Here is a 21,174-nt window from a genome sequence, read left to right as displayed (position 1 = left end):
CGCCCAGAGAATGCGTCCGTCGCGGAATTATCCTCTCGTAGTGCACGACCCGCAAGAGCGGCGCGTTCAATCGTGATCGCCTGTGCCCAAACGGAAAAGGGCGCCACCGGCGCCCTTGAAACTGCTTCTCCGTCACCCGGCCTCAGCTGTCGAGGAAGCTCCGCAGCTTGCGCGACCGGCTCGGGTGTTTGAGCTTGCGCAGCGCCTTGGCTTCGATCTGGCGGATGCGCTCGCGGGTGACCGAGAATTGCTGGCCGACCTCTTCAAGCGTGTGGTCGGTGTTCATGCCGATGCCGAAGCGCATTCTGAGCACGCGCTCTTCGCGCGGCGTCAGCGAGGCCAATACACGCGTCGTCGTCTCGCGCAAATTGGCCTGGATCGCCGCGTCAATCGGCAGGATCGCCATCTTGTCCTCGATGAAGTCGCCGAGATGCGAATCCTCCTCGTCGCCGACCGGCGTTTCGAGCGAGATCGGCTCCTTGGCGATCTTCAGCACCTTGCGCACTTTTTCCAGCGGCATGGCGAGCTTTTCCGCCAACTCTTCCGGCGTCGGCTCACGGCCGATCTCATGCAGCATCTGGCGCGAGGTGCGCACGATTTTGTTGATCGTTTCGATCATGTGCACCGGAATGCGGATGGTGCGCGCCTGGTCGGCGATAGAACGGGTGATCGCCTGCCGGATCCACCACGTCGCGTAGGTCGAGAACTTGTAGCCGCGGCGGTATTCGAATTTGTCGACCGCCTTCATCAGGCCGATATTGCCCTCCTGGATCAGATCGAGGAACTGCAGGCCGCGATTGGTGTATTTCTTGGCGATGGAAATGACGAGGCGCAGATTGGCCTCGACCATTTCCTTCTTGGCGATCGCGGCTTCGCGCTCGCCCTTCTGCACCTGGTTGACGATCTTGCGGAATTCCTGGATCGAAATCGCCGTCTCGGTGGCGAGGTTCTGGATCTCGGCGCGCAGGTCGCGGATGGCGTCCTTCTCGTTCTTGGTGAATTCCTTCCAGCCGCGTGAAGTCAAATTGCCGATCGAGCGAGTCCAGTTGGGATCGAGCTCCGAGCCCTGATATTCTTTGAGGAATTCCTCGCGGCGCACACCATAGCTTTCGGCCAGCCTGAGCAGCTTGCCTTCGTTCTGCACCAAGCGCTTGTTGATGTCGTAGAGCTGCTCGACCAGCGCCTCGATGCGCGCCGTGTTCAAGGACAGCGACTTCACCGCCTTGATCAGTTGGTCCTTCAATTCCTTCAGCCGGCGGTCCTGACTGGGCGACAGCGTGCCGGCGGCAGCCAGCCGGTTCTCGACCTGCTGGTCCTGCAGCTTGCGCAGTTTCTTGTAGGTGTCGGCAATGACGTCGAGCGTCTCCATCACCTGCGGGCGCAGTTCGGCTTCCATCGCCGCAAGCGACAGGCTCGCCTCGTCATCGTCTTCCTCGTCATCGTCCACCAGGCCACGGGTGTCGCCGCCGACGTTGGTGATGTCGTCCTCGTCCTCGCGCGAACGGCGCGACTTTTCCTCGGTCTTGGCTTCCTCGATACGCTCGACAACCGGCGCCTGCTTGGCCTCCGGCCCGGCATAGGTCGCCTCGAGGTCGATGATCTCGCGCAGCAGGATCTTCGATTCGTTGAGCTCGTCACGCCAGATGATGATGGCCTGGAAGGTCAGCGGGCTTTCGCACAGGCCCGCGATCATCGTCTCGCGGCCGGCCTCGATGCGCTTGGCGATCGCGATTTCGCCCTCGCGCGACAGAAGCTCGACTGAGCCCATCTCGCGCAGATACATGCGGACCGGATCGTCGGTGCGGTCGGTCGGCTCTTTCTTGGTCGTGGTGGCGGCGACGGCGGTGCCGGTCTGCTCGGCGAGTTCGTTCGCGTCTTCCTCGGCGTCAGCGGCAGTATCGGCGGCTTCGGGCTCCTCGCCCTGCTCGTCGTCCTCGACCACGTTGATGCCCATGTCGGAAAGCATGGCCATCGTGTCCTCGATCTGCTCGGAGGTCACTTCCTCCGAGGGCAGCACCGAATTCAGCTCGTCCATGGTGACATAGCCGCGCTTCTTGGCGGCCTTGATCATCTTCTTGACAGCATCGTCGGAAAGGTCGAGCAGAGGGCCATCGGTCGCGGCCTCGCGTTCGGTCTCGACTTCTTCCTTTTCCTTTGTCGCCATAGTCTTTATTTTCTCCAAGCGGCTGAGTATCAAAGCCGCGTAAGCTGCCGGTCCGGTCAAAATGGATGCGCTCTTTCCAGAACGCGCTTTACCGGGCCAGTAACTGCATCTCTCGTTAAGTCCAGATTAACCCTGATATCTGTGGCAAGCAGACTGCCTGTCCAGTGATCAGTACCTTACATCGCTGCATTCCCGTCGATGCCGGGGCGGGTTAACGTTTCGAATCGACCTGATTCCGCCATTCTGCCGGAAGGTCAAGCGCCTCTCGCATGATTCGCATGAAAAAAGCGAATCAATTACCCGACTTAGAGCACCGCACGCTTGATTCCAACGCGCAAGCACGTCCTTACATTTCAGTCTTCTGGAGGCTTCGATCTAAACGCGCCCAGCTCTGCCCGACGATACGCCAAACCCTTCGATCAGCGCTTCCGTTGCCTGCACATCACGAAATTGCGCCTGGATTTCGACCAGGTGCCGGTAATTTTCGTCCGTGGGATCGCTGGCGAGCGCTGCTTCCGCCTGCTTCAGCTCCTTATGTAAGGTGCGCGCGCTGCGCTGCAAGTGGAGAGCTTGGCTGAACGCATCACGAGCATCGTCGAGTGCTGCCGTTTCCAGCGCCGGCCATTGCCGCGCACGTTTGATCAGCGCCACCGCGCGCTGCCAGATCTCACCACAGCCGGCCCGCTCGATCGTCGCGATTACAGCCTCGCGGTTGTTGGCCATATCGTGCGCCATGGCGTCGAGGATGGCCGCGTGCAGCCGCTTCAGATCGGAATTGGCGAGATCGAGGAACTCGACATGGGCGAAATTCTCGTCGATCAGCACGGGATGGTTGACGAGGGCCGTAATGATCGTCGCCTCGCGCACCGACATGCCCTCGCCGCCGCGTTTGACCAGCGCCGAGCGGCCGAGGCTTTCGGTGATCGCGGTGCGCCCACCGGCACCGCCGCCACGTGCAAACTGTCCGCCGGGTGCTGAGACCCTGCCCGGGAAGCGCTCACCGGGCCGTCCGTCCTGACGTCCCCGGCGTCCGCGCTGGGCACCGAAGAAGCTCTGCACGCGCTCGCGCATTTCCTGTTGGTAGTGATAGCGAAGGCTCTCGTCGCGGATGCGGCTGGTCAGTTCGCGCAGCGTCTTTTCGAGCTCCGCCCGCCGTTCCGGCGTATCGAAGATGCCGCCGGCGGTCTCGCGCATCCACAAGAGGTCGGCCAGCGGCCGCGCCTCGGAAAGCACGGCGCGGAACGCATCCGGTCCGTCACCCTTGACCAGATCGTCGGGATCCTTGCCCTCCGGCAGCAGGGCGAAGCGCACGGAGCGGCCCGCCTGGACCGCCGGCAGCGCCATGTCGGCGGCGCGCCATGCTGCCTTCAGCCCGGCCTGGTCGCCGTCGAAGCACAGCACCGGCTCGCCGGCCATGCGCCACAGAAGTTCGAGCTGGTTTTCAGTCAATGCGGTGCCGAGCGGCGCCACCACGTTCTCGAAGCCGGCCTGCGCCAGCGCGATCACATCCATGTAGCCCTCTACGGCAATGACCGTGCCGCCCTTGGCCAGCGCTCCCTTTCCGAGCGCTTGGCGCGCACGGGCGAAATTGTAGAGCACGTTGCCCTTGTGGAAGAGCTCCGTATCGGGCGAGTTCATGTATTTGGCCAGCGCATCCGGCGCCAGTGCCCGCCCGCCGAAGGCGATGATCTTGCCCCTGGAATCCGGGATCGGGAACATGATGCGGTCGCGAAACCAATCATAGGAAACCGGCACGTCGTCGCCATGTCGCACCAGCCCGCACGCCTCGATGTCGGCCTTGGGGACACCCTTGGCGGCAAGGTGCTCCTTCAGCGCGTTGCGGCTGTCGGGGGCATAGCCGAGGCGGAAAGACTGCTGCGTCGCCGGTGTCAGCCCCCGGTCGCGCAGGTAGGCGCGGGCCTTTGCCCCTTCCGGTCCCTGCAGCCGTTCCTGGAAGAACACCGTCGCCATCTCCATGACATCGGTCAGGCTGGCGCGTTCCTTTTCGCGCCGTTCCTCATCGGCATCGCGAACCGGCATCGGCACGCCGGCCATGTCGGCGATCTTCTCGACGGCCTCGGGAAAGCTTATCCCATCGAGTTCGGTCAAAAACTTGAAATGGTCGCCCGAAACCGAGCAGCCGAAACAGTGATAACGGCCCTTCTTGTCCTCGCAATGGAAGGACGGGCTCTTCTCGCCATGGAACGGACAGCACGCCCAATAATCGCCACGCGGCGCGTTGGTCTTCTTCCTGTCCCACGCGACGCGCTGGCCGATCACCGAAGAAATCGGTACGCGGTCGCGTATCTCGTCGAGGAAAGCAGGCGGAAAGCGCATGGGGACAGCTCGTTTGGCCTTCATATAATCACACGGGCGAAGCCCGACGACTCGTAATGGCGACCATACCCGGTTTTCACAGGTCAAAAAGAGAAGGCGGCCCGCGGACCGCCTTCTTGATCTAAACCGGCGCAGCGCCGGTCAGCCGTTCCGCGCTCACTGCGCGGCGATGGCACCGACGATCAGGCCGGAGAGAACGCTGACCAGCAGATAGTCGTTACCGACCCGGATCCATTCCTGACCGGGACCCGGACGGCGCAGGCCATAGTGGCGATAGTGGCGGATCGGCTGGTGACGCTTCCAGCTCGAATATCTCTGGCCGTTGCGCCGATGGCTGCGTCTCACGACGATCTTCTTCTTCACTATGACGCGCTTGGTCACGTCGACATGCTTGTTCACATGCCTGCCGGGCTTCTGCCAGTCGACCTGGTTGTAGTTCGACTGCGGCGCGTTTGGTGTGTTCAGTGGTGCAGCCTGGCCCTGCAAGGCGGTTGCAGCCAGCATCGAGAAGGCAATGGCGGAAAGAACGATACGTTTCATGGCGGGTAGTCCTTGGTTGTCGATGCCTCCGGAATAGAGCCGGAAGGATGAACCGAGACTGAATGCATAGATTACGTTTTCGTAATGATTTCTTATATTTAGCACAACTAATTCAGCGATACCTTTAAAGCGACCGCCCGAGAATGGACGCATGACCCTCCGCAACCTCGCAGGCTATGCAACCATTTTCTCAGCCATCCATTTCCGACACGCCCCGTCGCGTGCCAACACGCGTCCGAACCGGGCAAAATTTATTATTCGGCTAAAATAAATCGGAGTAGTATCAACCTCTGCAATGTCCACGATTCGCGCCCGCGTTTGCCCCTTCGACTTCACCGCGCCCGCGTCGCCGGCGCCTGTGGCGTTGCGGGGCCTGGCATGAGTGGCTCCGTCGTTTTGCTGCACCTTGCCGGTGCGGTGGCACTGATGCTGTTTGCCACCCGTTTGGTGAAGACCGGCGTCGAGCGCGCCTATGGCGACGTGCTGCGCCACAAACTGCGCGCTACCATGCGCAATCCCTTCATGGCGGTTCTGGCCGGCTGCGGCCTGGCTGTCGCACTGCAAAGCTCGACCGCCGTCACCTTGCTGGTCGGCTCATTCGCCGGCTCCGGTATTGTCAGCGGCATGTCGGGCCAGCTTGCGGTGCGCGGTGCCGAGATCGGCTCGGCGCTGGTGGTCAAGCTGCTTACCTTTGATCTGTCGCTGCTGGTGCCGGTCTGCCTGGTCGCCGGCACCGTCATGTTCATGGCCACCGAGCGGCGCGACTGGCGCCAGTTCGGCCGCATCCTGGTCGGCATCGGCCTGCTGCTTTTGTCGCTGGAGATGATCGGCCAGGCGTCGGAGCCGCTGCGCCAGAGCACGCTGATGCCCCTCATCGTCAATTACTTCTCCGGCGATCCGGTCACCGCCTATCTTCTGGCAGCGTTGGTCACCTGGCTGTTCCATTCCTCGATTGCCGCGGTGCTGCTGATGGTGACGCTCGCCGGCCGCGGTTTCATCCCGCCCGAACTCGGCATCGTGCTGGTGCTCGGCGTCAATCTCGGCTCTTCGATCATCGCGCCGCTTCTAACCCGCAACGCAGAGCCCGGCGTTCGCATCGTGCCGATCGGGAATCTCCTGATGCGCGGCATGGGTTCGCTGATCATGCTGATCCTGTTCCTGACGTTCAAGCCGCCAGTCGCTTTCTTGGGCAGCACCGTGCCCGAGCAGATCGTCAATGCCCACATCGCCTTCAACATCTTGATCCTGATCGCCGGCGTGCCGCTGGCGCGCCTGGTCTATCGCGCCTCGGAAAAGATCGTGGCGCTGGGCACCAAGCCGCAGCCCGCCAACGCGCTCGACGTCGTTGAGCTTTCCGCGCTCAACGAAAGTGCGCTCGACGTGCCGAGCCAGGCATTAGCCAACGCCACCCGCGAGGTGGTGCGGGTCTGCGAAACGGTCGAGATCATGCTGAAACGGATCATCGAGCTCTATGAGAGCGCCGATGCCGACAAGATTGGCGCGCTGGCCGCACTCGACGACCGTGTCGACAGAAAGCACGCGGCAATCAAGCTCTATCTGGCCAGGGTCACCAAGAACCCGCTGAGCGAGGACGAGGCCCTGCGTTGCCAGGAGCTGATCGGCGCCTGCGTCAAGCTGGAGCAGGTCGGCGACATCATTGTGCGCAACATGCTGGTCCACGTGAAGAAGAAATTCGAGCGCGGGCTGGAGTTTACGCCGGAAGGATGGCGTGAGCTTTGCGCCTTCCATGCCTTGGTGCTTGCCAATGCCAGGCTTGCCTTCAACGTGCTGGTATCTCGCGATCCGGAGACCGCTCGCCAGTTGGTGCTGGAAAAGGACCGGCTGCGCGACCGCGAGAAGGAAACCAGCCAGAGCCATTTCGTGCGGCTGCGCGACGGCACCGCCAAGAGTGTCGAGACCAGTTCCATCCATCTCGACACCATTCGGGACCTCAAGCAGATCAACTCGCTGCTCGCCTCGATGGCCTATCCCGTGCTTGAGGAGCGCGGTCTGCTCACCGGTTCGCGGCTGAAGGCTGGATAGATTGCGTCCACAGGCCAGGTAGCTTAAGAACATCGCCTATGAAAATTGCTGTGGGCTAATGCGCAAAAATTATCTTTGCGCGTTTTCCCGTCTGTCGGCTAAAGGATCGTCCCATATCTACCGGGAGGAAAGTCGATGGACACCCATTCTCGCAGTTTCGCCAAGGCGCTTTCCTGGCGCGTCACCGGCACCATCGACACGATGATCATCTCGCTCGTCGTGACCGGAAGCATCAAGCTCGCCGCGGCCATCGGCCTGACCGAGGTCGTCACCAAGTCGCTGCTCTATTATCTTCACGAACGGGCGTGGCTGAAAATTCCTTACGGGAGGAAGGCAGCCGCCTAGCTCTTGCCTCCGCGGCGGGCGCCAGACCGGCGATCAAGAAAAGCTAAAGCGGCGTCGACAATTTCTGGATTGCCCGCTGCCCTCATCCGTGGTTTGAGGCCAGCTTGTCCGAGGATCTCCTTCGCGCCATGCTGCCCCTCGTTGCCCTGTTCATAGCTGCCTTCGCCTTCGGCACCACCGAATTCGTCATCGCCGGCGTGCTGCCGCAGGTGGCGGATGGCCTTGGCGTCGCGATTCCGACCGCCGGCTATCTCGTTTCCGGCTATGCCGGCGGCATTGCAGTCGGCGGCCCGCTGCTGGCGCTCGCCACCAAAAGGTTCTCCCGCAAGGCCCTGCTGCTTGGACTGACTGCAGCCTTCACCATCGGCCAGGCCGCCTGCGCGCTGGCGCCCGACTTCGCCTCGATGCTGCTGTTGCGGATAGCGGTGGCCGTGGCGCATGGCGCCTATTTCGGCGTTGCCATGGTGGTGGCCGTCGGCCTCGTGCGCGAAGATCAGCGCGGCATGGCGGTGGCGCTGATCCTGTCCGGCCTCACCGTATCGAACGTCATCGGCGTTCCGGCCGGCACGGCAATCGGCAACATCTGGGGATGGCGTGCGACATTCTGGGTGATGTGCGCGCTCGGTGTGGTGGCCTTCGCGGCAATCGGCGCCCTGCTGCCGCGCAAGACGGGATCGTCGAGCCCGTCAGTGAGCCTTGGAAGCGAGGTCCGCGTGCTCGCACGCCAGCAGGTCTGGACCTCGCTCATTATCATGCTGATGCTGATGATCGGCCAGTTCGGCCTGTTCACCTACATCACGCCTACGCTGCTTGAGGTCACAGGCCTCGACGAGAAATGGATACCATGGGTGCTCTTGCTCAACGGGGTCGGCGCAACGATCGGCGTCTTCGTCGGCGGGCGGCTCGCCGACTGGAAGCTGATGCCGTCGCTCATCGCCATGCTTTTCCTGCAGGCGGTGATGCTCGCCTTGATCCATGCCGTCAGTTCTTACCCACTGCCGATGGTGATAGCGATCTTCGTCTGGGGCGGCCTCAACTTCGCTATCGGCACGCCGATCCAGACCCGCATACTGACCTGGACCGCGGACGCCTCCAATCTTGCCTCGTCGCTCATTCCGTCGGGCTTCAATGTCGGCATCGCGCTCGCCGCATCGCTCGGCGCGGCCATGCTCAATGCCGGCTATGGCTATCGCAGCCTGCCGGTGGTTGGCGCGGTCGCCATGCTGATCGCGGTCGCGGTTGCGCTTGCCTCGCATGTCTGGGAATGGCGAAGCCGGGCTGCGCCGCCGCTGCCGGCTGCCGCCGAATAGGGCTACAGATCGATCCGGTAGCGCAGGCTTTCCGCGCCGCCATAGGCGGCGTCCTCGAAGAAACGCCCGACGAGCCGGCCGCCATTGGCCAGAGCGACCTTCTGCGAGGGCACATTGTGAGGCTTGCAGGTGATTTCGACGAAGGGCAGGCCAACAGCCCTCGCCTCCACCAGCATCAGCCGCAGCGCCTCGGTCGCATAGCCGCGTCCCCGTTTCCACGGCACCACCGCATAGCCGACGTGGCCGAGCACATGCGACGGCAGCGCCGCGGTGCCGTGCTGCCAGCGCAAGCCGATTGAGCCTGCGACTTCCCCGTCCCAGATCCAGCGCCGGAATCCGGGCAGCCGCGGCACCGTCGAACCGTCGGGCAAGGTGATCGGCGGTCCCTTGCCATCGGAATCGTCGAGATCGCCAAGGAAAGTCGCTGGATCCTTTTCGATAGCCGCAAGCTGCTCGCGCGTCGCGTCGAGCAGCCGCACGTTGTCCGGCGACCAGCCGCGCTCGAGAGCCGCCTTGTAGGACGGCAGGTGTTCAAGCGCCGGTTTGACGAGTTCGATCACGGGCGCGAGCTTTTGGCTGCCGGATTGCGGGCGCGACGGCAAGGGCCTTCGGCAGCTTACTGAAGCAGACTCTTGACGATGCCGCTCGCCTTGGAGAAATCCATCTGACCGGCGTATCTCTCCTTGAGCGCCGCCATCACCTTGCCCATGTCCTTGACGCCGCTGGCGCCGGTCTCGGCAATCGCGGAACGGACGGCGCTTTCCGTCTCAACCTGGCCCAGTTGCGTCGGCAGGAAGTCGCGGATGATGGCCATCTCGTCGCGCTCCTGCGCCGCAAGCTCCGGCCGCTTGCCGTCATCGAACGCCTTGGCCGATTCCTCGCGCTGCTTCACCATCTTGGCCAGGATCTGCAGGATCTCGTCGTCGCTGGCCGGCTCCTTGCCGGCGCCGCGATTGGCGATGTCGCGGTCGTGAATGGCCGCCTGGATCAGCCGCAATGTCGGCAGCCGGCGCTTGTCCTGCGCCTTCATCGCGCTCTTCAGGGATTCGGCGATTTTGCCTCGCATAGTGCTTTCTCCTTCGAATGCGGCGGACAATAGCCGTGCCGAAAGCCCAACGCAAATGCGACACTACCGGCAAATCCCTGATATTGTCCGACGAAATAAATCCGGGCTCGCACTTCCTGGCATCATTGACCGCCTTGGCGCCTTCCCCTATGTACTGGGCCTTGCATGAACTGAATTCTAGTGCACGTCGCCCAAAAGTGCGTAGCTGTTTTGGGGCAACGACATGCACAAGTGAAAACTTAGCGCGCCGAGGCTGTGAGATCGCCGCTTCGCGCTTTTTGTTGCGCCGACTGAGGGCGCACCTTTAGGAGTGCCGCCGTGGCAACGATGACCGCCGCATCGCCCCCCCCTTGGGCCACCGACAAGCCGACTGCTCTGCTGGTGCTGGCCGACGGCACCGTCATCGAGGGTCGCGGTCTGGGCGCCGCCGGCTCCGCCGTCGCCGAAGTCTGCTTCAACACTGCGCTGACCGGCTATCAGGAGATCCTCACCGACCCATCCTATGCCGGCCAGATCGTCACTTTCACCTTTCCGCATATCGGCAATATCGGCACAAACGACGAAGATATCGAGGACCTCAACCCGCTGGCCCGCGCCGGTGCCGTCGGCGCCGTGTTCAAGGCCGACGTCACCAACCCGTCGAATTATCGCGCCGGAACCGGTCTCGACCAGTGGCTGAAGAAGCGCGGCATCGTCGCACTTTCAGGCATCGACACGCGGGCGCTGACCGCGTTGATCCGCGAAAAGGGCATGCCAAATGCCGTCATCGCGCACGCGCCCGACGGTATCTTCGACGTCGATGATCTCAAGCGCCGCGCCGCCGCATGGTCGGGGCTTATCGGGCTTGATCTGGCCAAGGAAGTCACCTCCGGTCAATCCTCGGTCTGGCGCGAGACGCCCTGGGTCTGGAACGAGGGCTTTGGCGAACAGGCTGATCCGTCGATGCACGTCGTTGCCATCGACTACGGGGTCAAGCGCAACATATTGCGCCTGCTGGCCGGCCTCGGCGCCAAGGTCACCGTGGTGCCGGCAAAAACCGGCGCCGAGGAGATCCTGGCGATGCGGCCCGACGGCATTTTTCTATCCAACGGCCCTGGCGATCCGGAAGCAACCGGCGACTACGCCGTGCCGGTCATTCAGGATCTTTTGAAGACCGATATCCCACTCTTCGGCATCTGCCTCGGCCACCAGATGCTGGCGCTGGCGCTGGGCGGCAAGACTGCAAAAATGCATCAGGGCCACCACGGCGCAAATCATCCGGTCAAGGACCACACCACCGGCAAGGTCGAGATCGTCTCGATGAACCATGGCTTTGCCGTCGACGCCGACTCGTTGCCGAGCGGCGTCGAGGAAACCCATGTCTCGCTGTTCGACGGTTCGAATTGCGGCATTGCGCTCACCGGCAGACCGGTCTTCTCGGTCCAGCATCATCCCGAAGCCTCGCCCGGGCCGCAGGATTCGCACTATCTGTTTCGCCGCTTCGTCAACCTGATCCGCGAAAAGCGCGGCGAGCCGGCACTGGCCGAGCGTGTTTAGCGCATTGCGTAAAAACGGATTTGACTGACGGCGCCGGCCGGGCTCCCGGCGCCGATCAAGCCCCGTCCGTCACCGCTTCCTGCGCGTGCATGCGTTTGACTTCCTTCGGCGTCGGCTTGGCCACCCTGGTGACGAAGACGACGAGCGCCAGCGTGAGGAAAATCGCGCCGAGCAGATACGGGGCACCGCCGAAAGCTACGGGCGCGTTCGGCCCCGTGAACCAGGAAAAGATCGCCGTATAAAGCAGCGGTGTGATGATCGAGGTGATCGAGAAGATCGAGGTCATTGCGCCCTGGAGTTCGCCCTGGGCGGAAGGTGGCACCTTGGCGGCCGCAAGGCTTCTGAGCGGCGGGTCGGCCAACGCCTCGAGACACCCGACGACGATCACTGCATAGATCATCCAGCCTTGTGACGCGAAGGCGTAGCCGAAGGCGCTGAGTGCGGTAAATGCCAGACCGATTACCGCCGTCTTCCACTCGCCAAGCTTGGGGATCACGCGCGGCAGGACAGTCGCCATGACGATCGCCCCGCACAGGCCGAAAGCGCCGAGCGAGAAGCCGATCTGTTGTTCGCTCCAGCCATAGCGATAACTGGAGACGAACGACCAGACCGCAGGATACATCATGTGCCCCAGCGTCATCAGAAAGAAGACAAGTCCGATCCAGCCGATACCTTCGTAGTTGCGCATCTGGACGAGCGTGCCGACCGGGTTGGCGCGTTTCCACTCGAAGCGGCGACGGTGCTTGTTATCAAGTGTTTCCGGCAACAGAAACAGCGCGATCAGAAAGTTTGCGAAGGCAAGCCCGGCAGCGAAATAGAACGGCACACGCGGCCCGAACGTGCCGAGCAACCCGCCCAGAACCGGCCCGATGACGAAGCCGACACCGAAAGCAATGCCGAGCAGCCCAAAATTCTTCGCACGATTTTCGTCGGTCGAGATATCGGCGATGAATGCCGATGTCGTGGAATAACTGGCGCCGGAAATGCCGGCCAGCACGCGGCCGATGAACAGCATCGGATAGGACCAGGCGATTGCGCAGATCAGATTGTCGATAGCGAACGTCAGCACCGAGGCGAGCAGGATAGGCCGCCGCCCGAACCGGTCGCTCAACCCACCCATCACCGGTGCGAAAACGAACTGCATCGCCGCATAGACGAAGAACAGCCAGCCGCCCTCGATAGCCGCCTCGCTGATGCCGACGCCGGTCAATTCCCTGAGATAGGCCGGCAGCACCGGCATAATGATGCCGAAGCCGATGACGTCGAGCAGCAGGGTGGTGAAAACAAGCGCAAGGCCCCGCCTGGCGGTTTTTCGGTCTATCATGATGGTATCTCCTCGGGCCGCCCGAGCGAACGGGAACACACCTTATAGGCGAGCACATCGCTGGGAACAATGAGGGAACGGGCAGAGTGCTTTCATCCTGACATCCCCTGACTGCGGTCCAGTCTCTCGGATTACGAGAAAACCGTCGGCTCAGATCGGGTTGTTGAACGTGTCGCAGTCCGAAAGCTTGCCGTTCTGGAAACCTCGCGCCAGCCAGGTCTGCCGCTGCTGCGACGTGCCGTGGTTGAAGCTTTCCGGCACGACGTAGCCCTGCATCTTCTTCTGCAGCGTGTCGTCGCCGATCTGTTTGGCGGCGTTCAGTGCCTCCGCCATGTCGCCCTGTTCCAAGATGCCCTTCTGACCGGTGAAATGCGCCCAGATGCCGGCAAAGCAGTCGGCCTGCAGCTCGACCTGCACCGACATGTGGTTGGCGTCGGCTTCGCTCATATTCTGCCGCATCTGGTTGAATTTGGGCAGGATGCCGACGAGGTTCTGCACGTGGTGCCCGACCTCATGCGCGATCACATAGGCCTGTGCGAAATCGCCGGAGGCACCGAACTGCTGATCGAGCTGCTGGAAGAAGGTGGTGTCGAGATAGACCTTGCGATCATTGGGACAGTAGAATGGTCCGGCCGCCGATGAGGCAGAACCGCAAGCAGAGCCGATCCGGCCGCTGAACAGGACCAGCTTTGGATCCTGATAGGTCAGGCCCTCGGACTGGAAAATACCGGTCCAGGTATCCTCGGTCTCGGCCAGCACGGTCGACACGAACTGCTTCATTTCGTCGGACGCGGGCGCACCGGTGCCGCCGCCCTGGCCGCCGCTATTGTCGGTGATCTGGCCGCCGCCACCGGGCTGCAAGCCGCTGTCATCGAGGATCTGGCTCGGGTCGAAGCCGAAATACCACCCTGCCAGGAAAATCAACCCTACGATAATGATGCCCGACATGCCGCCGCCGCCGGCGCGACCGCCGATCGGGATGCGAAACTGCCCCGGCCCACCGCCAAACCCGCCGCTCTGGCCGCGCTCGTCCTCGACATTGTCACTCTGACGACGGCCCTTCCAGAGCATGGCAACCCCCATGACGCAATTTCTTCCGGCCGATCGGGCCGTGTCCCGGTTCGATCGGACACGACCACAATTATCTCAACGGTTACGCCAAGTCACAGTATTTTTCGTGCGAACAAGCAATGCTTGCTGACGCTTGTTTGCTCTGGCCGAAACATCGCAGGGTCTGTGGCGTTCGCCCTGCTCGTGGGAAGCGAGTCGCGCCACGTGCTTTTCAGCGGGCGGCGATTATTGCCTTGCGAAAGGCTTCGAGCGTCTCGGCGCTGACATGATGCTCGATGCCTTCGGCGTCGATGCGCGCCGTCTCGGCACTGACGCCGAGCGAGCGCAGGAAGGCCTCGACCGTCTGGTGGCGAATGCGGCTCTCTTCCGCAACCTTGCGGCCGGCCTCGGTCAGGAACACGCCGCGATAAGGCTTCCGGGAGACCAGCCCGTCGGCGCACAGCCGCGTCAGCATTTTCGCCACCGTCGGCTGAGCGACGCCGAGCCGTGCCGCGATATCGACCTGGCGCGCCTCGTTGCCATCCTCGATCAGGTCGGCGATGAGCTCGACATAATCCTCGACCAGCGCGCTGCGGCGCGCTTCACGCGTCTGCCTGAAGCCTTCCGAGTGGATTTCTGCATCAGGCAGCGGCTTTTCGCGAGGAACCGGTCTTTTCTTCAGCGCCAATACGCGCTCCTCCCGGCAGTTTGAATCGACATTGCAGTCATAACACGGAACCCTATTTGTTCTGGCCGTTTATTTCCATTCGGTGGCCGGCGCAACCGGCGGTCACTGCGGTCCGGCCGCACGGCCAAGCGGCTACACGAAAAAGCTCCGACAATGAAATATAGCATATTGCATAATGTTCAGCCGTGGCATAGATAAGGAGAGAACATCGATCGTTCCAGTGGAAAGCCATTTCATGTCGGAAGCCGAAGCCACCTCAGCCCCCCGGTCCATGTGGCGATTTGCCCGCCCGGAGGACGACGAGCAGCTCAGCCTGCGCGAAGTCAACGCAACGATCGCGGTGCCGCACTCGGGGATCTGGCTTCGCCGGCTGTTCGCCTTCATGGGGCCGGGCTACATGGTTTCGGTCGGCTATATGGATCCGGGCAATTGGGCGACCGACCTCGCCGGCGGAGCCCAATTCGGCTACACGCTGCTTTTCATCATCATGTTGTCGAACCTGATGGCGATCCTGCTGCAGGCGCTCGCCGCCCGGCTCGGCATCGCCACCGGCCGCGACCTTGCGCAGGCGTGCCGCGCCTATTATCCGCGACCGGTCAATTTCATGCTGTGGGTCGCTTGCGAACTGGCCATCATCGCCTGCGACCTGGCCGAGGTCATTGGCACGGCAATCGCCTTGCAACTGCTGTTCGGGATTCCGCTGATCGGCGGCGCCATTATCACCGCGCTCGATGCCTTCCTGCTGCTGCTGCTGATGAACAAGGGCTTCCGTTTCCTCGAGGCCTTCATCATAGCACTTTTGATTGTCATCTTCGGCTGCTTCGCCATTCAGATCTTTGCCGCCGCGCCGCCGGTCGGCTCCATCCTGCACGCCATGTTCGTACCGTCGTCCGAGATCGTCACCAATCCGGCGATGCTTTACATTGCCATCGGCATCATCGGCGCCACGGTGATGCCGCACAATCTCTATCTGCACTCCTCGATCGTGCAGACCCGCGCCTACGAGCGCACCGATCGCGGCAAGCGCGACGCCATCAAATGGGCGACGACCGACTCGACCATCGCGCTGATACTGGCGCTGTTCGTCAATGCTTCCATCCTGATCGTGTCGGCGGTGGCGTTCCACGGCACCGGTCATCACGACGTTGCCGAGATCGGCCAGGCCTTCGAGCTTCTGTCGCCGCTGCTTGGCCTCGGCATCGCTTCCATCCTGTTTGCGGTGGCGCTGCTTGCCTCCGGCCTGAACTCGACGGTCACCGCGACGCTGGCCGGCCAGATCGTGATGGAAGGCTTCTTGCGGCTGCGCATCCCGCAATGGGCGCGCCGCCTGCTGACGCGCGGCATCGCCATCATCCCGGTGGTGGTCGTCACCGCGCTCTATGGCGAGAAGGGCACCGGCCAGTTGCTGGTCTTCAGCCAGGTGATCCTGTCGATGCAGCTTCCCTTCGCGGTCGTCCCGCTGGTGCAGTTCGTCTCGGACAAGCGCAAAATGGGCAATTTCGCCATTTCCCGCGCCGTCGCCGTGCTGGCCTGGGTGGTTGCCGCCCTCATCCTGGTGCTCAACTTCAAGCTGCTCTACGATACGGTCGTCGGTTTAGGCTGAGCGTCTGCTCCAAACTGACCCAACAACGTCGGCAATCATCCGTCCTTCCAGCCCTGGAAATTTGCCGGCCGCTGTCGGACAAATGTCTGTCTGCCCGTCCTTGGCTCGAAGTCCGGCCATCACGGCACGGATCAGGGAAAGGGAGCTCCAATGAGGAAGATCATCGCCGCAACATTCGTCAGCCTCGACGGCGTCATGCAGGCGCCCGGCGGCCCGCAAGAGGACCCTGTCGGCGGCTTCAAATTCGGCGGCTGGACGTTCCACTACTGGGACGATGTGATGGGCGCCGCCATGGGCGAGACGTTTTCAAAACCGTTCGCGCTGCTTCTCGGCCGCAAGACCTACGACATCTTCGCCGCCCATTGGCCCTACCAGAAGAATGACCCGATCGCCGACAGCTTCAACGCCGTCACCAAATATGTGGCGACGCACAGGCCAGATACGCTGTCCTGGCAAAACAGCCAGCCGCTCGGCAGCGATGTCGTGGCGACGTTGCGCCGGATGAAGCAGGAGGACGGCCCCGACCTGCTCATTCAGGGATCGAGCGAGCTGATCCAGACCTTGCTCGCCAATGACCTGATCGACGAGATCAGCCTGCTGATTTTCCCGCTGGTGCTGGGCAAGGGCAAAAAACTGTTCGGCAGCGGCGCGATGCCTGCCGCCTTCAAGCTAACCCGTTCGCAGGCATCGACCACCGGCGTCCTCATGGCGAGCTATGAGCGCTCCGGCGAGATCAAGACCGGGTCCTTTGCCCCGGAACAGCCTTCCGAAGCCGAGATCGAGCGGCGCAAGAACTGGAAGTAGATGCCGCAGGGCGATCAAGGACGGCTGAACACTGGCCGTCCTTTTTGCTGTTTTAAGCCGCCTCTCGTCGCCGTGCCAATCCATCGCGGAGGTGGCCCGCGAATGCCAGTACGGCAGGCGCAACGCTGTGCTTCGGCAAATGCAGATTGATTGCAAAATTCGGCAATGACGGCAAATCCGGATCGTTGGCCAAAATATCGAGGTCCGCAGGTACGGTCGACGCCAACCAGGTGGTGACGGCCAAGTCCGAACGCACTGTCGCCGTCGTCGCGTCGATGCTGCCGTTTTCGAATACGGTGCGCCATGCCAGCCCGTGCTCGTTAAGCGCCTCCAGTACAACCGGACGGAACGCGCAGGTCTCGGCGACCATCGAAACCGGCAAGGGGCGTTTGCTGCGGGCGCCGCCGCCTTTGGCGCCGACCCAGACCAGCCGGTCGACAACAAGGCATTCGCCGGCCGACCGACCGACCGGCTCCTCGATCACCGCGAGCTCTATCGTGCCGGCCGCCAAGGCCGCAGCCAGCTCCGGCGACGAGGCGCAGACAAGCGAGATCTCGACCTGCGGATACGCCTCGGCATAGGCCTTGAGCACCGGTGCAAGCAAGGTGCCGACAAGGTCGTACGGCACGCCAAGCCGCACCTGACCGGCAACTGCATCGCCCGCCATCTCCGCCAGGATCTCGTCATTGAGCGAAAGCAGGCGCTTGCCCTTGCCGAACAGCCGCTCGCCGGAGCGGGTCAGCCGCAATCCGCTCCGATCGCGCTCGAACAGCCTGCAGCCGAGAACCTCTTCCAAACGCTTGACCTGCTGGCTGACGGCACCTTGCGTCAAATGCAGCGCGTTGGCGGCCGCCGTCATGCTGGCCCTGTCGGCAACGGTGACAAAGGTTCGGATCAGGGCGGTGTCGAGGTTGCGGAGCATCAAGCCATTATATTTGCTAATGCATGTCATAGCAAACATTGCATTTACTGATGAGCCAAACCGCCTACCGTGCAGGCTTCAAAGGAAGCAGCATGTTTGAAACCGTCCTTCCCCTCGTCCTGTTCGCGCTAGTCTCCACCTCAACGCCCGGCATGGCCACGACCTTGTCGACGGCGTCCGGCGCGCAGTTCGGGTTTCGCCGCTCTATCCCGCTGATGGCCGGAAGTGCGGCCGGCCTGGCCACAGTGGCTGCGGCAGGTGCTGCCGGGCTCGCTGGTCTGCTGGCCGCCGCTCCTTCGCTGCAACTGGCAATGAAAATGGCCGGTACCCTCTATCTGGTATGGCTTGCCCTCAAGATCGGCCGCAGCGGTCCGCCCAATCTGGACGTGGCCATGGCAAAGCCGAACAGCTTTTTGGGCGGCGCCGGCCTGCAATGGCTGAACCCAAAGGGCTGGGCCATGGGGCTGGGAGCGGCGGCATCTTTTGCCGCGCTCGCCAAAGGGCCGCTGCAGCTCGCCTTGCTGCTCGGCGCCGTCTTCGGCCTTGCAGCGGCTCTATCCTTGGCAGCATGGTGCGTGGCGGGCACGCTGCTCGCCCGGTTGCTGCGAACCGAGCGGCAGTGGCGCATGCTCAACGCCGTGCTTGGCCTGCTGCTGGCCGCCTCGATCATTCCGATGTGGCGGACAGCGTAAGGTTAGTCTTTAGCTATGTCAGGCAGCGTAACGCGCCGCCGGCTTGCCGGCCAGAAGACTGCCGAAAAAGCCTTGCCGAACGCCAAGAAAGGCATCCACCCCGGCAACGTCGGCAAGACCCGGTGCCGTGAACGCTTCACCTTTTGCCAGGCCAACCAGCGCTGCATCGACCAGATCGTCGGCCGTCATCACGATCTCTTGCGGCACATTGGCAATATCGCTTCCCGCAACTTCCCAGAATTCTGTCCGCGTGGCCCCCGGCAAGACCACCTGCACGGCGACCTTCGTGCCCGCGACTTCCCGCTGCAAGGCCTCGGTGAAGTTGACGACGTAGGCTTTGGTGCCGCTGTAGATGCCGCCGAACGAGGTATCGAAGGCAAGCACCGAGGCGATGTTGACGATGGCGCCGCGGTTGCGCGACAGCAGCCCCGGCAGCACCGCGCGCGTCAGCCGAGTCAGCGCCACGACATTGACCTTGATCATGCGCTCGGCGACATCGGCTTCAGCCGTTGCCACCACCTGCGCGCCGCCAAGGCCGGCATTGTTGACCAGCAGCGTCACGCTGTCGTCGGTTGATATCGCCTGCTCGACCCGTCGCAGATCGCCGTCGTCGGCCAAGTCGGCGCCGATGACGCTGACCTTTTTGCCATACGCGTAGCGGAGCCTCTCCGCCAATTCCTCCAACCGATCGGCGCGCCGCGCCACCAGCACCAGATCATAACCCTGGCCGGCGAGCCGGTCGGCATAGATCGCACCGATGCCGGACGAGGCGCCGGTGACGACCGCAGTACCTTTGTCCTGATTGCTCATTGTCTTGTTCCTTCTGGTTCGATTCCAAATGCCGGTGCCGCAGGGCAACACCCCTGCTTCGACTGGCACACGAATTAGTGGCATATGCCACCATTGGAACGTAGGCATATGCCACCATCTTGTCAATCCGGGGAGCAAGGACTATTTCTGGTTGGCATCGAGGGCCCTTCCGGTCCCTCATCGGAAATCCGCCAATGTCCCAAACCACCCTGCCCGGCCTGGCGCTTTGCAACAACGCCATGCTGCGCCGCGCGACGCGGAAACTGGGCCAGTTTTATGACGATGTGCTGGCCCCATCGGGTCTGAAGGCCACGCAGCAGGGCCTGCTCTACCAGATCCACATCGGCGACGAACCGACGATGGGTGCCATTGCCGCGGCCCTCGTCATGGACCTGTCGGCCCTCGGTCATACGCTGAAGCCGCTGATCAGGGACGGTTATATCGAGACCTTCGCCGACCCTGCCGACCGCCGCATCAGGCGCGTCAGGCTGACATCGCAGGGCCGGATCAAGCTCGAAGAAGCTCTGAAGCTGTGGCAAGTCGCTCAGCAGCGCTTCGAGGAGATGTTTGGAAAAAAACAGGCCGCAAGCCTGCGAGCGGCGCTGGACGAAATCGCCGCACTTGATTTCGACGTACCGCCGGCCGCGAGTTGAATTATCGGCAGCCGGCAGACAAGCTCCGCTAACAGCCCTATTCGGCCGGCATCGCCACCGGTCGCGCCGCCAGGTGGCCCGCCAGCACTACGCCCAGACCGATGATCGGGAATACCGCCGCGACCACGCCGAGGTCGGCCGGTGCGCCATAGCGCAGCACAGCGGCGCCGACCACGGCACCCAGTGCAACGCCGAGATAGAGTGCCGAAGCGTTCAGCGACAGCACGATGGGCGCGGCATCGGGCGCCAGCTTGATGATACGGCTGGCCTGCGCCGGCGGGAATGCCCAGCCGACGATGCCCCACGGCACCATCATGGCCATCAATGCCGGCCCGGCGATCTCGCGCGGCAGGAACATCGGGATCAGCGAAAACGTGACCAGCATGGCGGCACTCAGCGCCAGCGACCAGCAGACGGTGCGCGTCGCGCCGAAACGGTCGGCGGCCTGACCGCCGCCGATATTGCCGATGACCGCGCCAACGCCGAAAGCGAGCAGCATTCCGGGAAGCGCGATCGGGTTCAGTCCGCCGCCTTCGATCGCGAGCGGCGCGACAAAGGCAAAGACGGTGAAGGCGCCGATCAGAGCCAGGATGGTCGTCACCAGGATAGGCATGACGCCGGGGCGAAGTGCCGCTGCCAGCCGCATGCGGAGCGGCAGCCTTGTGCCGACGATGCCGCGCGGCAGCCGGTACCACAGGATCGCGCCGGCGAGCGCACCAAGGCCGGCAATGGCAAAGAAGGTGCCGCGCCAGCCGGCAACCGTCGCAACGAGCGCGCCGAGCGGTGCGCCGACCGCGACCGCAACCGTAGTGCCGCCGACGACCACGGCAATGGCGCGGGCGCGGTGATGATCGTCGACAAGCGCAACGGCCGTTCCCTGTGCGGTCGCTGCGAACAGGCCTGACGACAGCGCCATGACGATGCGCGCGATCAACAGCAATTCGAAGGAGGAGCTCAGCGCCGCGGCGACGTTGCCCAACGCGAAGAACACCAGCGTCCACAGGATGACGCGGCGACGGTCCCATTCGCCGGTCAGCGTTGCCAGGATCGGCGTGCCGATCGCATAGGCGAGCGCAAACGCGGTGATCAGCGTGCCGGCGAGCGGAACGGAGATGGCGGCATCCTTTGCAATATCGGGCAAAAGGCTGGAGATGACGAAACCTTCGGTCGAAATCGTGAACGATCCGAGCGCAAGCCAGATGAGGCGCTTATCCATGGCAATTTCCTTAGTTCAAAGGTTATTGAACAATTGGACATAACAGGGCATGATGTCAATAAAGCCGCTGC

General features: G+C 62.8%; 19 protein-coding genes. 8 read left to right on the top strand and 11 right to left on the bottom strand.

All coding sequences use genetic code 11. From position 1 onward, the window contains the following. Nucleotides 1-142: 142 nt before the first annotated feature. The 3 genes from rpoD to NKH17_RS14510 all read right to left on the bottom strand — a co-directional run bounded on the left by rpoD (nt 143) and on the right by NKH17_RS14510 (nt 5,041). Nucleotides 143-2,164: an RNA polymerase sigma factor RpoD gene (gene rpoD, locus NKH17_RS14520; RefSeq protein WP_023678297.1), complete on the bottom strand. Its 2,022-nt coding sequence runs from the start codon at nt 2,162-2,164 to the stop codon at nt 143-145. Nucleotides 2,165-2,539: 375 nt separating this feature from the next. Continuing rightward, entirely contained in the window at nt 2,540-4,501 is a 1,962-nt protein-coding gene (gene dnaG, locus NKH17_RS14515) for a DNA primase (protein WP_352477796.1), read from the bottom strand. Between the two features lie 156 nt (nt 4,502-4,657). Next, nucleotides 4,658-5,041: an RcnB family protein gene (locus NKH17_RS14510; RefSeq protein ID WP_352896326.1), complete on the bottom strand. Its 384-nt coding sequence runs from the start codon at nt 5,039-5,041 to the stop codon at nt 4,658-4,660. 378 nt (nt 5,042-5,419) lie between these two features. Between NKH17_RS14510 and NKH17_RS14505 the strand changes: the two genes are divergently transcribed. From NKH17_RS14505 to NKH17_RS14495, 3 genes are all read left to right on the top strand, one after another. After that, nucleotides 5,420-7,084 carry a Na/Pi cotransporter family protein gene (locus tag NKH17_RS14505; protein WP_352896323.1) on the top strand — a complete coding sequence of 555 codons (1,665 nt, stop codon included), beginning with the start codon at nt 5,420-5,422 and terminating at the stop codon, nt 7,082-7,084. Between the two features lie 135 nt (nt 7,085-7,219). After that, entirely contained in the window at nt 7,220-7,429 is a 210-nt protein-coding gene (locus NKH17_RS14500) for a DUF2061 domain-containing protein (protein WP_023678301.1), read from the top strand. A gap of 128 nt (nt 7,430-7,557) precedes the next feature. Then, nucleotides 7,558-8,739, top strand: coding sequence for an MFS transporter (locus tag NKH17_RS14495; RefSeq protein WP_352478090.1), 1,182 nt, complete (start codon nt 7,558-7,560; stop codon nt 8,737-8,739). A gap of 2 nt (nt 8,740-8,741) precedes the next feature. Here the strand turns inward: NKH17_RS14495 and NKH17_RS14490 are convergent, their stop codons facing one another. Further along, entirely contained in the window at nt 8,742-9,299 is a 558-nt protein-coding gene (locus NKH17_RS14490; protein ID WP_352477802.1) for a GNAT family N-acetyltransferase, read from the bottom strand. A gap of 56 nt (nt 9,300-9,355) precedes the next feature. Beyond that, complete coding sequence (locus tag NKH17_RS14485; protein WP_352477804.1) at nt 9,356-9,805, bottom strand: GatB/YqeY domain-containing protein; 450 nt, start codon at nt 9,803-9,805, stop codon at nt 9,356-9,358. 327 nt (nt 9,806-10,132) lie between these two features. On the opposite strand from NKH17_RS14485, the gene carA reads away from it, so the two are divergent. Next, the gene (gene carA / locus NKH17_RS14480) at nt 10,133-11,341 is read left to right on the top strand and encodes a glutamine-hydrolyzing carbamoyl-phosphate synthase small subunit (RefSeq protein WP_352506809.1); all 1,209 of its coding nucleotides are present in this window, start codon (nt 10,133-10,135) and stop codon (nt 11,339-11,341) included. Between the two features lie 55 nt (nt 11,342-11,396). Here the strand turns inward: carA and NKH17_RS14475 are convergent, their stop codons facing one another. The 3 genes from NKH17_RS14475 to mntR all read right to left on the bottom strand — a co-directional run bounded on the left by NKH17_RS14475 (nt 11,397) and on the right by mntR (nt 14,403). Then, the gene (locus NKH17_RS14475; protein WP_352477806.1) at nt 11,397-12,665 is read right to left on the bottom strand and encodes a TCR/Tet family MFS transporter; all 1,269 of its coding nucleotides are present in this window, start codon (nt 12,663-12,665) and stop codon (nt 11,397-11,399) included. 150 nt (nt 12,666-12,815) lie between these two features. Continuing rightward, on the bottom strand, nt 12,816-13,736 hold the full coding sequence (gene ypfJ / locus NKH17_RS14470; protein WP_352478094.1) for a KPN_02809 family neutral zinc metallopeptidase: 921 nt from the start codon (nt 13,734-13,736) through the stop codon (nt 12,816-12,818). 211 nt (nt 13,737-13,947) lie between these two features. Then, nucleotides 13,948-14,403 carry a manganese-binding transcriptional regulator MntR gene (gene mntR / locus NKH17_RS14465; RefSeq protein WP_254820344.1) on the bottom strand — a complete coding sequence of 152 codons (456 nt, stop codon included), beginning with the start codon at nt 14,401-14,403 and terminating at the stop codon, nt 13,948-13,950. Nucleotides 14,404-14,638: 235 nt separating this feature from the next. On the opposite strand from mntR, the gene NKH17_RS14460 reads away from it, so the two are divergent. Both NKH17_RS14460 and NKH17_RS14455 read left to right on the top strand, forming a co-directional pair. Further along, on the top strand, nt 14,639-16,006 hold the full coding sequence (locus NKH17_RS14460; protein ID WP_352477808.1) for an Nramp family divalent metal transporter: 1,368 nt from the start codon (nt 14,639-14,641) through the stop codon (nt 16,004-16,006). 150 nt (nt 16,007-16,156) lie between these two features. After that, a complete protein-coding gene (locus tag NKH17_RS14455; protein WP_352477810.1) occupies nt 16,157-16,810 on the top strand; it encodes a dihydrofolate reductase family protein in 654 nt (217 codons plus the stop codon). A gap of 52 nt (nt 16,811-16,862) precedes the next feature. Here the strand turns inward: NKH17_RS14455 and NKH17_RS14450 are convergent, their stop codons facing one another. Further along, a complete protein-coding gene (locus NKH17_RS14450) occupies nt 16,863-17,732 on the bottom strand; it encodes a LysR family transcriptional regulator (RefSeq protein ID WP_352478095.1) in 870 nt (289 codons plus the stop codon). Nucleotides 17,733-17,824: 92 nt separating this feature from the next. On the opposite strand from NKH17_RS14450, the gene NKH17_RS14445 reads away from it, so the two are divergent. Then, nucleotides 17,825-18,424: a LysE family translocator gene (locus NKH17_RS14445; RefSeq protein ID WP_352896315.1), complete on the top strand. Its 600-nt coding sequence runs from the start codon at nt 17,825-17,827 to the stop codon at nt 18,422-18,424. 18 nt (nt 18,425-18,442) lie between these two features. On the opposite strand, the gene NKH17_RS14440 is transcribed toward NKH17_RS14445, so the two are convergent. Continuing rightward, nucleotides 18,443-19,234 carry an SDR family NAD(P)-dependent oxidoreductase gene (locus tag NKH17_RS14440; RefSeq protein WP_352896312.1) on the bottom strand — a complete coding sequence of 264 codons (792 nt, stop codon included), beginning with the start codon at nt 19,232-19,234 and terminating at the stop codon, nt 18,443-18,445. A 194-nt stretch (nt 19,235-19,428) separates the two neighbouring features. Between NKH17_RS14440 and NKH17_RS14435 the strand changes: the two genes are divergently transcribed. Next, nucleotides 19,429-19,887 carry a MarR family winged helix-turn-helix transcriptional regulator gene (locus NKH17_RS14435; RefSeq protein ID WP_352740204.1) on the top strand — a complete coding sequence of 153 codons (459 nt, stop codon included), beginning with the start codon at nt 19,429-19,431 and terminating at the stop codon, nt 19,885-19,887. Between the two features lie 37 nt (nt 19,888-19,924). Here NKH17_RS14435 and NKH17_RS14430 read toward each other — a convergent pair whose 3' ends face one another. Beyond that, the gene (locus NKH17_RS14430) at nt 19,925-21,103 is read right to left on the bottom strand and encodes an MFS transporter (RefSeq protein WP_352896308.1); all 1,179 of its coding nucleotides are present in this window, start codon (nt 21,101-21,103) and stop codon (nt 19,925-19,927) included. Nucleotides 21,104-21,174: the final 71 nt, after the last annotated feature.

Origin of the sequence: Mesorhizobium sp. M1334, assembly GCF_040317995.1 — a bacterium.
Classification (GTDB): domain Bacteria; phylum Pseudomonadota; class Alphaproteobacteria; order Rhizobiales; family Rhizobiaceae; genus Mesorhizobium.
Note: the sequence above shows the minus strand (reverse complement) of the source record. Positions and strands in the feature narration are given on the sequence as shown.

Coding starts and splice junctions, on each gene's coding strand:
- rpoD (WP_023678297.1), bottom strand. CDS start 2,164: ATGGCGACAAAGGAAAAGGAAGAAGTCGAGACCGAACGCGAGGCCGCG.
- dnaG (WP_352477796.1), bottom strand. CDS start 4,501: ATGCGCTTTCCGCCTGCTTTCCTCGACGAGATACGCGACCGCGTACCG.
- NKH17_RS14510 (WP_352896326.1), bottom strand. CDS start 5,041: ATGAAACGTATCGTTCTTTCCGCCATTGCCTTCTCGATGCTGGCTGCA.
- NKH17_RS14505 (WP_352896323.1), top strand. CDS start 5,420: ATGAGTGGCTCCGTCGTTTTGCTGCACCTTGCCGGTGCGGTGGCACTG.
- NKH17_RS14500 (WP_023678301.1), top strand. CDS start 7,220: ATGGACACCCATTCTCGCAGTTTCGCCAAGGCGCTTTCCTGGCGCGTC.
- NKH17_RS14495 (WP_352478090.1), top strand. CDS start 7,558: ATGCTGCCCCTCGTTGCCCTGTTCATAGCTGCCTTCGCCTTCGGCACC.
- NKH17_RS14485 (WP_352477804.1), bottom strand. CDS start 9,805: ATGCGAGGCAAAATCGCCGAATCCCTGAAGAGCGCGATGAAGGCGCAG.
- carA (WP_352506809.1), top strand. CDS start 10,133: ATGACCGCCGCATCGCCCCCCCCTTGGGCCACCGACAAGCCGACTGCT.
- NKH17_RS14475 (WP_352477806.1), bottom strand. CDS start 12,665: ATGATAGACCGAAAAACCGCCAGGCGGGGCCTTGCGCTTGTTTTCACC.
- ypfJ (WP_352478094.1), bottom strand. CDS start 13,736: ATGCTCTGGAAGGGCCGTCGTCAGAGTGACAATGTCGAGGACGAGCGC.
- NKH17_RS14460 (WP_352477808.1), top strand. CDS start 14,639: ATGTCGGAAGCCGAAGCCACCTCAGCCCCCCGGTCCATGTGGCGATTT.
- NKH17_RS14455 (WP_352477810.1), top strand. CDS start 16,157: ATGAGGAAGATCATCGCCGCAACATTCGTCAGCCTCGACGGCGTCATG.
- NKH17_RS14450 (WP_352478095.1), bottom strand. CDS start 17,732: ATGCTCCGCAACCTCGACACCGCCCTGATCCGAACCTTTGTCACCGTT.
- NKH17_RS14445 (WP_352896315.1), top strand. CDS start 17,825: ATGTTTGAAACCGTCCTTCCCCTCGTCCTGTTCGCGCTAGTCTCCACC.
- NKH17_RS14440 (WP_352896312.1), bottom strand. CDS start 19,234: ATGAGCAATCAGGACAAAGGTACTGCGGTCGTCACCGGCGCCTCGTCC.
- NKH17_RS14435 (WP_352740204.1), top strand. CDS start 19,429: ATGTCCCAAACCACCCTGCCCGGCCTGGCGCTTTGCAACAACGCCATG.
- NKH17_RS14430 (WP_352896308.1), bottom strand. CDS start 21,103: ATGGATAAGCGCCTCATCTGGCTTGCGCTCGGATCGTTCACGATTTCG.